This window comes from Verrucomicrobiota bacterium (assembly GCA_019247695.1).
Taxonomy (GTDB): Bacteria; Verrucomicrobiota; Verrucomicrobiia; order Chthoniobacterales; family JAFAMB01; genus JAFBAP01.
Genome location: JAFBAP010000109.1, coordinates 1 through 13,790 on the forward strand (window position 1 = coordinate 1; position 13,790 = coordinate 13,790).

Genomic DNA, 13,790 nt, shown 5'->3' on the forward strand with positions numbered 1-13,790 from the left:
CTTTTTGCGGTCTCGGGGGCACACAAGGCCCTCGCGTATAAGCTGAATCCGGTCATGGCAACCTTGCTCGGCATGTTGACGGGAATCGGCGGCGGCATGGCGCGCGATGTTCTGTTGGCCGAGATCCCCACCGTGTTGCGGGCGGACCTTTATGCGGTGGCGGCCTTGGTTGGTGCCGCGATTGTCGTGATCGCAAACCTGCTGCAACTGCCTTCCGGCGTGGCAGCGCTCGTAGGGGCGGCCCTCTGCTTCGGACTCCGCGTCATGGCGATCAAACATGGCTGGCGGCTCCCGGTCGCCCGGGCGGATAGGCGACCTTCCAGGGACACCGAGACGGCGGACGATGGTTCGGAAACTTGATAAGCTGTGATAACTTCCGGGTGCATGCCATGAGCGCTCCCGTTACCACCGAGCGATCTTTTGCCGAGCAGCACGCCATCAACTGCCGGGCTGTGGAACGGCTTTGGGCTGACCCCCGTTATGCGCAAACCGATCAAACCATCGAAACCGATCGAGACGGCAACCCCCTCATGAGCCCCCCGCCGGAATGGCATCACGACATCCGAAAAAATCGAATCACGGTACAGCTCGCGCGATTGATTTCTGAAGGCGAGGCGCTCGTCGAGACAGCCGTCTCGACCCATGCGGGGGTGAAAGTGCCGGACGCGTCCTGGTTTAGTGAGGAACGCTTGAGACAACGGTTCGAAGCCGCGGCCGATGATCGGTTAACGAAAATTGCGCCGGACCTCTGCGTGGAGGTTTTATCACCTGATGAAGAAGAAACGCTCAAGACAAAGCGGGCGGCTTACTTCGGCGTTGGGGTACGGGAAGTGTGGTTATGCGACCTCGACGGAACGATGCGCTTTTACGGTCCGGAGGGACGGCTGGAGCGCTCAAAAATCTGCCCTGATTTTCCTCGAAGGATTTCGGCAGAGTATAGGCCCGGGGCCTAAAAAGCCGCCGGCGTCCGGTTCCGGCGGGTGTCGTTTGCTGTTAAATCGGCTTAGCCAGCTTACAAGCCCTACCCTTATGCCATTTAGACACTTACATTACGTATTTCGGTAGAATATCGGCTCAGGGGGGCACCGGATGATGCTCCGCGCCTTGTTGAATTGGTCTTATAGCATTTAAGACAGTTATCTTGGCGGAATTTCGACCGGGTTTCAGCCCCGAAGGAGCGGCAGAACTTAGCCCGGGGTTTACCCCACTGCCATTTAGTTAAGGACGGCAGGCCGGGCGTGGCGTTCGTCCCGCAGGGACGGCTGAGGTTAGCCAGGGACTTCAGTCCCTGTGAAGGCGTCCCCCCGGGGTTACGTCCCATCGGGACGCCTGAAGGCGTGCGCCGAGGCCAGGCGGCGTCAAAGGTGGGGGATGTTCGGGTGTTCGTCGCCGAGGGTTGCGCCGGGTTTGGCTGGCCGTTTGGGAGCCGGCACCCGCCGGGCCAGCGTTTCAGGCGTCCCTACAGGACGCAATCGCTCTTAAATGCCCCGTCCAGGGACTGAAGTCCCTGGCTAACCTCAGCCGTCCCTTCGGGACGAAAGCAATACCCGGCCTTGTATCCTTAACTAAATGGCAGTGGGGTTTACCCTGGGAAGGCGTTTCCCCCCCGACCCAGCCCTCCTAAGGCGTCACGCCTTAGGAGGGCTCGATCGAGATTCTACGGTTGCCCAGGTTGAACCCTGGGCTATGTTCCTTTGGCCCTTCAGGCCATCAAACCGTCTGCCGGCCCCTCGGACCTAGGGCCGATTCAACCAGCTACGGAGCATCCTCCGGCACCCCCTGAGCCGGCATTTAACGAAGATAACTATCCAAATGGTATGAATGGCCACAACTTTGACAAATGACCCACTAATCGATACAAATGCGTCGTCCTTTTCAGGTTTGTGTGCTGATAAGATCAGAAGTGATGCCATCCAGGCGGGTCGTCCGCCGGCCCGGCGGAGATTTCAGCTTGCTGCGACTGGTGATTACAGTAAGTAGGCCGAACGTCTGCACCCCCGCTACCCCCGGATTTGCCCATTGGCTTTCGGCGGCATCACACCGGCGCAGCGCTCCACGGCGGCGACGACTTCCGGCACCGTGACTTCGTGCATGCACCGAAAATCCACCGGGCACTCCCGCAGAAAGCAAGGGCTGCATTCGACGTGCCGGCGTACCACCACGTTCCCCTCCCCCATCGGTCCGGTCAAAGCCGGCTCGGTGGAACCGAAAATGGCCACGGCCGGCACCCCCAGGTAAGCCGCCAGGTGCATCGTGCCCGTGTCATTGGTCAGCAACAACCGGCAACGGCAGAGCGCGTCCATCAACTCGGCCAGCGAAGTTTTGCCGGTGAGATCAGTGGCATTGGCCCCAAGGGCCTGAACGATCGGCTCCGCAACGGCCTGATCCTTGGCCGTTCCCAGGATCAGCCAGCGGAACCCGTGCCGCTCGCTCAGCAGCTTGGCGGCCTCGGCGAAAAACGGCCAACGCTTGGCCGGCCCGTACTCCGCCCCGGGACACAGCCCTAACACCTGCGGGTCCGGCACCGGCGTGCGCGGGACGCCAAACTTCGCGTCGGCGAGATCCGCGCCGATCCGTTCGGCCATCCGGAGGTAGTGTTCGGCTTGGTGCCGGAGAGGACCCGGCGCCTTCTTTTCCGGGATGATTTGGTTGAGGCACCAGGTCCGCCAGGGCCGGGCGTACCCGACCCGGCGGGGAATACCGGCCAGCCACGCTTCCAGGCCGGACCGCGGCGAATTCGGAAGGAGCAACGCCGCCTCGAAGCGTCGCTCCCGCAGCCTTTGTGCCACTCGCCAGGTATTTTCGCCGTTATCGATCGTCAGGACCTCGTCCACTTCCGGCACCGACCTCCAGAAATCAGCCAGCTTGCCTTTAGTCAGGACCGTAAGGTGCGCATCCGGGCGCCCGGCTTTGATGGCCCGGACCGCGGGCACGGTCATCACCGCGTCTCCCAGCCAGTTGCTCGAGCGCACCAGGATTCGAAACGGCGCCAGCTTACCCGCCAAGCGTGGCGGCACGTAAACGCCCCGCCGGTACTTCCGGAGCAGAAAATGCGGGGACGGCGTCTTCCACCGGCGGTGCACCCAGAACCAGTCATGCGGCGCCCGCCGGACCTGTTCAGCCACCGCCTCGTTTATGCGGCTGGTGACCTCCTCGATTGAGAGCTCCCGGTGTTCGATTAGCGGCTCAATCCCAACGCGCCAACGTGCCACCCCCACCGTGCAGATCGTTACAGGGAATAACGCCGCCCCGGTTTTTTTGGCCAGAATGGCCGGTAACGGGGTGGTTGAGGCCAACCGGCCAAAGAACGGCGTCCAGACGCCGTGATCCCCGGCGTGCTGGTCCACCAGGATGCCGAGCATCCCGCCCTCACGCAGCAGGTTCAAACTCCGGTTCAAGCCGGCGGACCGGTCAATGAGTTCGAGGCCGCTCCTTTCCCGTGACTGCCGGACGTGCGCATCCAGCAACCGGTTCTTCAAAGCCTGATAAATGGCCCCGTGCCGTCCGGGTCGCACCCAGCGCGCCCCGTGGATCAACAGTTCCCAATTGCCGATGTGGCTTAAAACCCCGACGACGGCTTTCTGGGAGTTGAGTTCCTGGACGCGCCCTTCAAAAGCGCTGAGATCAAGGTATTGCCGCACCTCTTCCCATGGCATTTCACCGAGCGGCACCGCGCATAACAGGTTCGCTCCCAAGGTCTGGAAATGCCGGCGGGCGCAACGGCGGACCTCGGCGTCGGCCCAGGCCGGAAACGCGATTCGAATGTTCCGATACGCAAGCCGGCGGTAGTTTCCCGCCAGAGCGTACCCGAGCAGGCCGAGCGCCTGGCCCAGTCGAAACGTCCCGGCCAACGGAATCCGTTTCAGGCACCAGGCCACGGCCCGGTAGAGGCCGTAGACCAATCGATGGCTCAATGCCGAGAACCTGCCCCTGCTCATGGCTGAAGCCGGCACCGTACCTTGCTCGAAAAACGCTGTCCAGGGGCGTTAACCTCGCGGGTGAAACTTCCGGTGAATCGCGCGGAGGCGGCTCTGGTCGACGTGGGTGTAGATCTGCGTCGTCGAGATGTCGGCGTGCCCCAACATCTCCTGAATGATGCGCAGGTCGGCACCATGGGAGAGCAGATGCGTGGCAAAGGAATGACGCATCAGGTGCGGGTAAACGTTTTTGTCGAAACCGGCGAGCGCCGCGGCCTCTTTCACGATTTGCCAACCCCGTTGGGTGGTCAGCTTTTTGCCATGGCGGGATAAAAAGATTTCGCTGCCGGACCGGGGCGTCACCATACCGGGCCGTTCGTGGGTGAGGTATGCCGCGATCGCCTCACAAGCTTTGCGGCCAACCGGCACCAACCGGGTCTTGCTCCCCTTCCCGATCACCCGGATCACCCGTTCGTCCAGATTCAGGTTTTCCAGGCGTGCCCCGGTCAACTCGCTGATGCGCAATCCGCTGGCATAGAGCAACTCGAGCATGGCGCGATCCCGCAAAGGAAACGGACGGCCGCTGAGATTTACCGACAGCAACCGTTCCACCTCAGCTTCATTTAACGTCTCCGGCAGGTACCTTTCCAGCCGCGGCAAAGGAAGTAATTCGGCCGGGTCGCGTTCCGTAAACTGCCGGTTCCGGCAGAACCGGAAAAAAATCTTTATCGCCACGACCAGCAATTTGATCGACGCCGCCGCCAAACCCTGGGCTTTGCGATCGGCCAGGAAGGCGCTGATGTGCTCCAGTCTCACCAGGGACGGCTGCGTGATTTGCTCATGACGGGACAACCAGGCTTTGAACTCTTCCAGGGATCGGCGTGTGGAAATCTGGTAGTTCGTCGACAGGCCACGCTCGGTGGCGAGAAACAAAATGAACTCGTCAATGGCGGCGCCGAAGTCGATTTCCAAAGTGGCGCCGATCGTACGCCGGGAAGCCGGCACGGGCGATGAGAATTTCCGGCCCGCCGTCAATTAAAACAATTGAGCTGGGACCGGCCGAAACCGGCCCCAGCCACGCTTGCTGTCATCTCAAACGGGAGATGAGCAATTACCTCACGTTGAGTGCCCTAGCCAAGAGACACTCACCGAAGACAAGCCTCACAACTTGCCCTCGAACACCTTACCATGGCAGAACTCACGCGCTTCTCAATATTGAACTCAATACCAAATTCTGGTTATTATAACATTGCCGGAATTGCGGATTCGCCTGCACCCCTAAACTTCTGACCCGCGTCTATCCTCCTCCAACTCGCAAGGAAATTTCCCGGCGCCGAGTTCACCAGGCGGGGGTATCGCTTCGTCGAACTTTTCCTTGCGATCCGGGCTCATATTGTATCTTACTGGGCTTCAATCCTGGTTCCGCAAGCGGGCATAGCTTAATGGTAAAGTTCCAGCCTTCCAAGCTGGCCATGCGGGTTCGATTCCCGTTGCCCGCTCCAGGTTCGGCAATGAGGCTCCAGCTTATGTGCAGCCAGCGATGGGGCCGCAGCGCAGCGCGATCACGAGGGTAGCCTATGCGCTGGCGATTTCCGGTTCATGCGACCAACCCGCAGCGGAAGTGACCGGTTCGGGGTTCAACCGGGCAGGCGCTGAACCGGAAGAATCTATTGTTGCTATTGATATTATAAACTGCCGCTCCTTTCTCGTGATTTCCGGCGTTCAGCCTTGCACTGCGCGTCCGGTTCCGGTTAGGTCGGAGGGCAACGGTTCGCGGACTTTAGACCCATGAAACATCTGACCACCGTCCTGTTGGCCAGCCTAGGTTTACTCGGCACCGCCTTTGGCAGCCCTGGTGAAGACCTGCTGGTTTCGAAGCTGCCCGGCTCATACAGAAAAATGGACAAGGTGCCGCAAGCACCCTTGGTCGACGCGACGACGCGTGCGGTGACCGCAGAGCGGGGATTGGCCCCGCAGATAACGGCCGCGGCCGTCCGGCGGGCGGAAGATTGCAGCGCCGTTGACGCCGTCATCCGCGCTTCGCTCCGCGACCTCGCGCCCAACCCGACCTCGCTCGAAGTCTATGCCATTGTGCAGGCGGCGATTGCCAACTCTTCGAGCTCCGATGCCGCCGTCACGGATGCGCAGGGAGATCGAGTGGCGACCCGTAACTGCACGGAAGGCATCGTGACGACGGCCGCGGCGGAATACCCGCAGTATGCGTCCGTGTTCAACGATAGCGGTAAACAATTCGCCGGAAAGGAGTACGCCGGCAAGGTCGGTCCGGCCCCCGGAACCGAACCGGGCATCGGCGCTGCGCCGGGCGTCGGGCCCTTAGGGTTTTCGAGCACCGCCATCCTGCCCAATCCGGCGGGCGGCATCGTGCGCCCGACCAGTCCCGCTTTTTAAGCCGAGCCGCTGCTCCCGTTGAGGAGCTGCAGGCGATTCTTGGGAATGGAAGTCCTTCAAACCTTGGCGGTTGCGCTCGGCTTGGCGGCGTTATCCGGCTACAGCTTTTACCTTACCGTTTTCGTCACGGGGCTCGCCATCCGCTTCGAGTGGATCCAGCTGGCGCCCCAGTATGATTCGCTGGCCGCCCTGGGCTCCACCACGGTGCTGGTTGTGTCGGGGGTTCTTGTCTTCCTTGAATTTTTTGTCGACAAGGTCCCTTGGGTGGATTCGATCTGGGACGCCGTCCACACCATCATCCGCCCGTTCGGCGGTGCTTTTCTCGCCGTTGAAACGTTGGGCCATCCCAACCCCGTTTTCGATGTGCTCTTCGGGATCTTTGCCGGATCATTGACGTTCGCCGCTCACAGCGTCAAGGCGGCGACGCGGCTGGGGATCAACCAGTTGCCTGAACCTTTCTCCAATGTCGGTGTCAGCCTGGCCGAAGAAGCGATGGTTGTCGCCGCGCTGGCTTTGCTTTGGGCGAGCCCGATCGCTGCCCTGATCGCGTTAACCGTGGCGTTCTCGATCGCCATCTATTTCCTGCCCAAAGTCTGGCGTATGATCCGGACCCGCATCTGGTTTATCTCCCAGAAATTAAATCAGCCGCCCACCCGCCCGCCGCGTGAGGAATTCCCCCGGCGGTTGCCGTCGCGGTTCAACCGGATCTTTCGACGTCTGAACGGCGGCAACCGGACGATCTCCTGGGCAGCGCTTTGCGTCTCGGGCAAGGGCAGACAGATTGGCCGCGACCGATTCGGTTACCTGGTGGCAACGGAAGAAGATCGCGCCAAAGTGTTTTTCTTGACGCGCAGCTGGCTTCGCGGGACCGCCAGGATGTTCGAGATCGAGGATTTTGAGGTCTCGCTCGAACCCCGGTTTCTTTGCGATGAGCTGCAGCTTTGCGGCACCGGCAAACATCAACGATACACGTTCAAGTTTGACCGGGGCCGTTCGAGCCTGGCGGCCCGCGTCGCTGCGGACCTGGAACAACGCGCCAAGCGCGCCAAGGCTGCTTCCGTGCCGGTCCTGTCGCCGGCCCCGTCCGATCCCGAAGCGCGGGCGGTCGAAGGCAACCCGGCACGCGCGATGGAAAGCAAGGAGCACGTGCCGCATGGCCCGTAAGCATAACCGGCGGGCGGCTTTTTTTTTCAGCGCACCTGCCGCCACCCGAACGCGACGCACGCGCTTAGCGCCGCCAGGATCAACCACACTTCGAACCCCGGCTTTTCACCAACCAGAACGGTTAGCGTTCCGGCGGGTCCTTCGTTACCCTCCTCCAATCGGCTGTCTCTAACTTTCCGGACCGGCGATGTTTACCGGTTGGCCCTCCACGCCGGTCTGGCCCGAAGCGGCCGGGCGGGCCTCCGGCAGCGGCTGCCGGAACTGGCCAAAGCCCAGCGGAGTCGACGTCCGGTGGGCCGGAAGGTAGTGGCGAATGATCGGCGCCTGATCACCGGCATGCAGTGCGAGCAGGCGTTCCGCGAGTTCGACTTCGGCTTTGGTGGTGCGGCCATGCTGCCGCACGTGCTCTGCCCAGGAACTGACCATCATCTCCGTCCGGAAGGTGCCGGGATGTTCCAGGTTCTCCTCGATCCGGTAGAGAAATGCGCCATTACGCAACTGGACCAGCCGAAACGCTTCGGCCAACGTAAGAAATTCCTCCCGGTCTTCCGGACGAATGACGAGTTCCACCACGACCGTAACGGGCCCGTCATCCGGCCTTGGCGGCCGCGGAAAATCGTGGGCGGCTCCTAACGGCCGCGATTCAAGCTCAAGGGCATACGCGAAGTTGATCGAGAGCGGGATGGCCAACGCCAGACTGGCCGCCAAAAGCAGCGCGCCCCACAGCAACGTCGGATTCAGCCCCAGCGAGGTAGCCGCCTGGCCCCAGAGAATGCCGCCGAGCGCCACCCCGCCTTGCGAAACCATCATGTGCACCGCGTTGATCCGGCCCCGGGCCCAATCAGGCATCGCCCGCTGGCCGGCAATCCAGAGTTCGGAGGCGGACACGGTCCAACTGAGACCCGCCAGGGCCGTCACCGGCAGAAACAGCCAAAGGTTCGGGACCACGGCCATCAGCACCAGCACCGTCACCAGCACAACCCCGGCCAGGATCGTCAGCAGGTTCGGCGTAGCTTTGGCCCGCGCGTAAGGTAGTACCACGGTCGCAGCCAGGAGCGATCCGATCCCCATACCGGTGAAGACCAGCCCAAGGTGGCTGCCTTCCAGCCGCAAATGCTGCAAGGCCACGACCGGAACCAGGGCGGGAACCGCCGCAATGAACAGGCCGAACAAAAAGTCCCGTGCCAGGATTACCTGTATGCCGCTCGTGTAGCGCACGTAGCGGGCCGTGCTGGCAAACGACTCCAGCAGATTTTCCAGATACGGCCCTCGCCGCTGCCGGTAGGAGTACGTCCGCGAAATCACCCGGGCCGCGCCGAGAAAGGCAAGGGCATTAACTGAAAAGAGCACCGACGGACCGACCATCGGCAGCAGGACGCCTCCCAACGCCGGGCCCACGATGCTGGCCAGATTCATTTGCACCCCGCCGAGGGTGATCGCGGACGCGAGTTCTTCTCTTCGGGCGATCTCGGGAATGACGGATGCCCAGACCGGGGCATTGAACGCGAAGCCGATCCCGAGGAGAAAAACGGTTGCGAGGATGATGTAAGGGTGAACCAGGTGCATCCAGCTGCAAACCGCAAGCAGCCCTGCCGCAGCCGCCAACCAGAGGTAAACCGCGACAAAAAGTTTACGTCGATCGGTCAGGTCGGCAATCGCCCCGGCCGGCAGGGTAAAAAGGAAAAACGGAAGCGACGCGGCGGTTGCCATCAGCGACAACAACAAGGGTGACGCACCCAACGAGTTCATCAGCCACGTCGCAGCCGTGTCGTGAGCGGATATGCAGACGCCGGAAACCACGCTGGCCACCCACAGCCCGGCGAACACCCGGTTTTCAAGAGCCAGCCAGACGGAGGTGTTGAGTTTCTTCTGAATGGTAGCCACGCGCAGGCATCAAGATGACCTTTATCCCACACCTTTCAACGGCCGAGTCCGCGGGCACCCCTTGTGGCTGCACCCGCGTTCGGGGACCGTCGTAACTCACATTCGCTCACGGCCGTGAGGGCGGGTCAGGTCCAGCGCCGGGCCGATGGGAACGATACGCGTCGGATTGATGTCGTCGTGCGTGATGTAGTAGTGGCGCTTGATGTGATCGAGATTAACGGTCTCGGCGATCCCGGGCTGCTGGTAGAGGTCAAGGAGATAGCCTTGCAGGTTCGGGCAATCGAGGATGCGCCGCACGTTGCATTTGAAATGGCCGTGATAGACCGAATCGAACCGGATCAGCGTGCAGAACAGGCGCCAGTCCGCCTCGACGATTCGCGCTCCGAAGAGATAACGACGCGTCGCCAGGCGCGCTTCCAACCGGTCGAGCGCCGCAAACAGTGCGCGGCAGGCCTTTTCGTAAGGTTTCTGACCGGTGGCAAAACCCGCTTTGTAGACCCCGTTGTTCACGTTGTCATAGATGAAGGCGGCAAGCTCGGCGTGTTCGGCTTCGATGTCCTTCGGAAAGAGGTCAACCTCGCTTCGACCTACCGCTGCGAACGCATCGTTAAACATGCGGCAGATGTCGTCCTCGGAGTTATTGACGATCCGGCGCATTTGTTTATCCCAGAGCACCGGCACCGTGACGCGCCCGGCAAAGTAAGGATCGGAGGCCGTGTAGGCTTCGCTGAGGAAGGCAAAACCGTTGACCGGATCGGTGCTGTAGCCCGGTCCGTCGCGAAAGGCCCAGCCGCGCCCATCACGAACCGGGTCGACGACCGTCAGGCCGACGGCCTGCTCCAGGCCTTTCAGGTTGCGCACGATCAGGGTGCGGCTCGCCCAGGGGCAGGCCAGCGAGATGTAAAGGTGATAACGGCCGGCAACGGCTGGGTACGGCGTCGAACCGTCCGCCGAGATCCATTCGCGAAAAGCGTCTTCCTGCCGCTCGAATTCGCCTTCGGTGGATTGCTCCTCGGGGAACTGTGGTTTGGGGGCCATGGCGTCAACCAAGCTAACAGCAGTCCGGGGGGAGGATCAAGCGGCCGTCCCGGTGCTGATCCGATAGCCGTGCGCATCCGGCGCGAACCCCGGCGCCGACTTCTCACGTGTTCTTTTTTCCCAATGTCATTAAGGTTGGGCGCAAGCATGCACGTGTTGCGCCTCCCTGGCCTCGATCTCGATCTGCGCAAAGAGTTACGGCTGACGCGTACCGCGCCGGCAATTGAATCCGGTCTCCGCGGCGCCGTTGCGATGGCGGTCCCGATCGCGGTTGGACTGGCTGCCGGAGCGCCGGCCCTGGGAAGCGTTGCCGCCCTCGGGTGCTGGTTTACCCTGCTGGCTGACATCGGAGGCACCTACAGCCAGAAGGCCAGGTCGATGTGGGCGGGAAATCTCGCCGTATCCACGGCGATTCTGATGGGCGGATTGGCCGCCCGCATTCCCGTGGTCACCTGGCTGGTAACCTTCGCCTGGGTCCTGGCGGGCGGTCTGGGCTCGCTTTTCGGACCCACGGCGGCTCAGATCAGCCTGCTCGCTTCGGTGATGTTCTTGATCTCGAGCGGCGTGATCGGGCCGGTAAACTCCTGGTTCCAAGCCGGGTTGTGCCTGGCGGGCGGCGCCTGGGCGACGCTGTTGTCCCTGGGCGTATGGTCGATCCATCCCAATCGCCCCGTACGGGAAGCGGTGAGCCGATTGTACATTACCCTTTCCACCCTTCTGCAGGACGGCGCCGCGGCGGTGGAACCGGCCGTTGATGAAACGCCCTGGCGCAGCCAGTCCCTTGGCGAATTTACCCAGCAGCTTGAGACGGCCCGCCAAGTGTGGGCGGCAGTGCGCACCAAGCGCAACGGACTGAGCGAGTCCGAACGACAACTCCTCATCGCGCAGGAGAATGCGCAGCAAAGCGTCCGCTCCGTGGTCGCTTATATCGAAACCCTCGGGGTGATAGCGCGGGACCTCCCTGACCTGCGGGCCACACTCCTCCAACTCACCACCGCATTTGCTACGACGGCGGGGGAACTGGCTGCATCCATCCTGAAACGGCAACGCCCCGCGGCGCCTGTCACGATGGAAGCGGCCCTGGCAAATCTTAATGACGTCTTCAACGAACGCCGCACCGCAACGGTCATGGAGCGGGATGAGTACCGCACGCTGGCAAGCTTCGCGAAATTTATGCGGCATGCGTCGTTGTTGGCCGGCCAATTCCGGCGGCTCGCCGAAGTCCTGGGCCGGCCCGAACGGATCCGGTTGGACACGGCGACGATGTTCCCGGGTGCGAGTGTCCCGCTCACCCGGCGTACGAATGCCGGGCAGATCCTGCGGGCCAATCTGACTCTGCGATCGGTTCCCTTCCGGCATGCCCTCCGGGTTGCGTTCCTGACTGTGGCCACGCAGGCGGCAGGGTCTCTGCTTGGCTGGCAACGTTCCTACTGGATACCGATCACGGTGCTGATCATTATGAAAGCCGATTACGGCGGCACGATCTCGCGTGCGATCCAACGGACGATTGGTACGACGCTCGGCGGCCTGATTGCGGCGATCCTTGCCGTCGGGGTGCAAAGCGTCGCACTCCAGGGTGTTCTCATCGCGATCCTGGCATTTGTCGCCTTCACGGTCAGGCCTCTGAACTACGCTATCTTTACGATCGCATTGACGCCGCTCTTCATGGTGATGGCAAACCTCCTTGACGAAGGGGACTGGCGCGTCAGCCTTTTGCGAATCGGCTACACGGTGCTCGGCGGGATGATCTGCCTGGCAGGCGGTTACATCTTACTGCCCGACTGGGAACGAACCCGGCTTCCGGCGCAAGTCGCCAAAACTATCCGCGCGAACCTGACCTATTTTCAGAAGGTAATGGGCCTCTACATCTCCCGATCCGGCGCCTCGGCCGAGATCGACCAGGTGCATCGGGCCGCGGAGGTAGAAGACGCCAACGCTTCGGCAGCCGCGCAACGCTTGCTTGCCGAACCCCGCCACCAACGGGGCGACGCGGAGTCCTGGATAACCCTGGTCGTTTACCTCCGGGGACTCACCAACTCCACGACCACCCTCGCCGAACATGCACGGGAAATCAGCGACGGTAGCGCGCTCCCGGGCTTGAGCGAACTCACCGCCGCGATCGCCGGCGCCCTGGAAGATCTGGCGCAGACCATCGAGAATAAACAAAAGTGCTCGACTTTATTCCAACTCGACAAGGAGTTCGCGCGCCTGCGGGCCGAGGTCGAGCGGCTGCACCTTGCCCGGTTACAGGAGCGCTCGGCTGACGCGGACACGGTCACGCCCACGGTCAGCGCCGTGCGCGAAAATACGTTCCTGTCCATCGAACTGGATCAGATCATCACCAAGGTAAATGTCCTCCGGGATGCCACGGAACGGGTAGCGGGTAGCGGGTAGCGGGTAACGGGTAACGGGTAACGGGTGTCGGGTTAATCTAAGTTTCGGAGCATCGAAGTGCCTCGCCGGCCCGATAGATTCGCAAGGAGTCCGAAGCGGGAGAGTGGGGAGGGTGAATATGATCTCGAAAACATATGTACCCCTCATCATAATGCAATGATTGGCGTGGGACGTTGAGTTACATGATGACTTTGTGCCGGAATACGACGAACTGCCCGAGGAAGTTCAGGACGAGTTGCTGGCCCTCATCGAAGTCCTCGGACGCATCGGCCCGCAGTTGGGGCGGCCCCGCGTCGATACGCTCAATGGCTCGCGTCACGCCAACATGAAGGAATTACGCTTTGACGCCGCGGGTGGGGTTTGGCGCTCTGCCTTTGCCTTTGACCCCAATCGGCAGGCCATCGTTTTGTGCGGCGGCGACAAATCCGGCGGCAGCGAACGGCGCTTTTACCGTCGGCTGATCGCCAAGGCCGACGCGCGCTTCGAGGCGCACGTCGCCCGGGCCGGATCGCAAAAGAAAAAAAGGAAATAGCCAACCATGAAGAATTTGGATCGCATCAGGAAGGAAATGAGTCCCGTGCGACGCCGGAAAATAGAGGCCCGCTCGGCCGAGATCCTGGCTGAGGAAATGACTCGCCAGCAACTGCGGCGCGCGCGCAAGCTCACCCAGGTCCGTATGGCCAAGAAGCTCGGCATGACCCAGGACGGCGTGTCCCGCCTCGAGAAGCGCACGGATGTCCTGCTTTCCACGTTGCGCGGGTACGTCGAGGCCCTCGGCGGCAAGCTCTCGCTGGTGGCGGAATTTCCCGACCGTGGTCCGGTCATCCTGTCCGGTATTGCCGAGGATGAATCCGCTCCCAAAACCAGCAGCCGGAAGCGCACGCCTGCCCACGCGCAGGGCGGCACGGGAGCATGTAGAGCATGAACAAGCGAGGGGCTGGCTGGCGTTCAGGCCCGTCTTAAACACCACAAAGCTGCAAGCAG

Annotated in this window: 11 protein-coding genes and 1 tRNA gene; 8 read left to right on the top strand and 4 right to left on the bottom strand. The window is 61.9% G+C overall.

Features of this window, described 5'->3' with window-relative positions:
• Window positions 1–360 (top strand): TRIC cation channel family protein (locus JO015_12105; protein ID MBV9999840.1); only part of this gene is annotated, 360 nt, incomplete at its 5' end.
• A gap of 29 nt (window positions 361–389) precedes the next feature.
• Window positions 390–953, top strand: a complete 564-nt coding sequence (locus JO015_12110) for a Uma2 family endonuclease (GenBank protein ID MBV9999841.1) — start codon at window positions 390–392, stop codon at window positions 951–953.
• A gap of 1,047 nt (window positions 954–2,000) precedes the next feature.
• Here JO015_12110 and waaF read toward each other — a convergent pair.
• Both waaF and JO015_12120 read right to left on the bottom strand, forming a co-directional pair.
• The gene (gene waaF / locus JO015_12115) at window positions 2,001–3,938 is read right to left on the bottom strand and encodes a lipopolysaccharide heptosyltransferase II (GenBank protein ID MBV9999842.1); all 1,938 of its coding nucleotides are present in this window, start codon (window positions 3,936–3,938) and stop codon (window positions 2,001–2,003) included.
• Between the two features lie 48 nt (window positions 3,939–3,986).
• Window positions 3,987–4,883: a tyrosine recombinase XerD gene (locus JO015_12120; GenBank protein MBV9999843.1), complete on the bottom strand. Its 897-nt coding sequence runs from the start codon at window positions 4,881–4,883 to the stop codon at window positions 3,987–3,989.
• 462 nt (window positions 4,884–5,345) lie between these two features.
• On the opposite strand from JO015_12120, the gene JO015_12125 reads away from it, so the two are divergent.
• The 3 genes from JO015_12125 to JO015_12135 all read left to right on the top strand — a co-directional run bounded on the left by JO015_12125 (window position 5,346) and on the right by JO015_12135 (window position 7,490).
• A tRNA-Gly gene (locus tag JO015_12125) sits at window positions 5,346–5,419 on the top strand.
• A 286-nt stretch (window positions 5,420–5,705) separates the two neighbouring features.
• Window positions 5,706–6,326 (top strand): hypothetical protein, encoded by a 621-nt coding sequence (locus JO015_12130; GenBank protein MBV9999844.1) that lies wholly within the window; start codon window positions 5,706–5,708, stop codon window positions 6,324–6,326.
• A 45-nt stretch (window positions 6,327–6,371) separates the two neighbouring features.
• Window positions 6,372–7,490: a DUF4126 domain-containing protein gene (locus JO015_12135; GenBank protein ID MBV9999845.1), complete on the top strand. Its 1,119-nt coding sequence runs from the start codon at window positions 6,372–6,374 to the stop codon at window positions 7,488–7,490.
• Between the two features lie 168 nt (window positions 7,491–7,658).
• Here JO015_12135 and JO015_12140 read toward each other — a convergent pair whose 3' ends face one another.
• Complete coding sequence (locus JO015_12140) at window positions 7,659–9,374, bottom strand: MFS transporter (protein ID MBV9999846.1); 1,716 nt, start codon at window positions 9,372–9,374, stop codon at window positions 7,659–7,661.
• Between the two features lie 96 nt (window positions 9,375–9,470).
• On the bottom strand, window positions 9,471–10,412 hold the full coding sequence (locus JO015_12145) for a glutathione S-transferase family protein (protein MBV9999847.1): 942 nt from the start codon (window positions 10,410–10,412) through the stop codon (window positions 9,471–9,473).
• Between the two features lie 123 nt (window positions 10,413–10,535).
• Here JO015_12145 and JO015_12150 point away from each other — a divergent pair, with 123 nt between their 5' ends.
• The 3 genes from JO015_12150 (at window position 10,536) to JO015_12160 (ending at window position 13,731) form a co-directional block, all read left to right on the top strand.
• Window positions 10,536–12,806, top strand: a complete 2,271-nt coding sequence (locus JO015_12150) for an FUSC family protein (protein ID MBV9999848.1) — start codon at window positions 10,536–10,538, stop codon at window positions 12,804–12,806.
• 160 nt (window positions 12,807–12,966) lie between these two features.
• Entirely contained in the window at window positions 12,967–13,338 is a 372-nt protein-coding gene (locus tag JO015_12155) for a type II toxin-antitoxin system RelE/ParE family toxin (GenBank protein MBV9999849.1), read from the top strand.
• Between the two features lie 6 nt (window positions 13,339–13,344).
• Window positions 13,345–13,731, top strand: coding sequence for an XRE family transcriptional regulator (locus JO015_12160; GenBank protein MBV9999850.1), 387 nt, complete (start codon window positions 13,345–13,347; stop codon window positions 13,729–13,731).
• Window positions 13,732–13,790 lie beyond the last annotated feature (59 nt).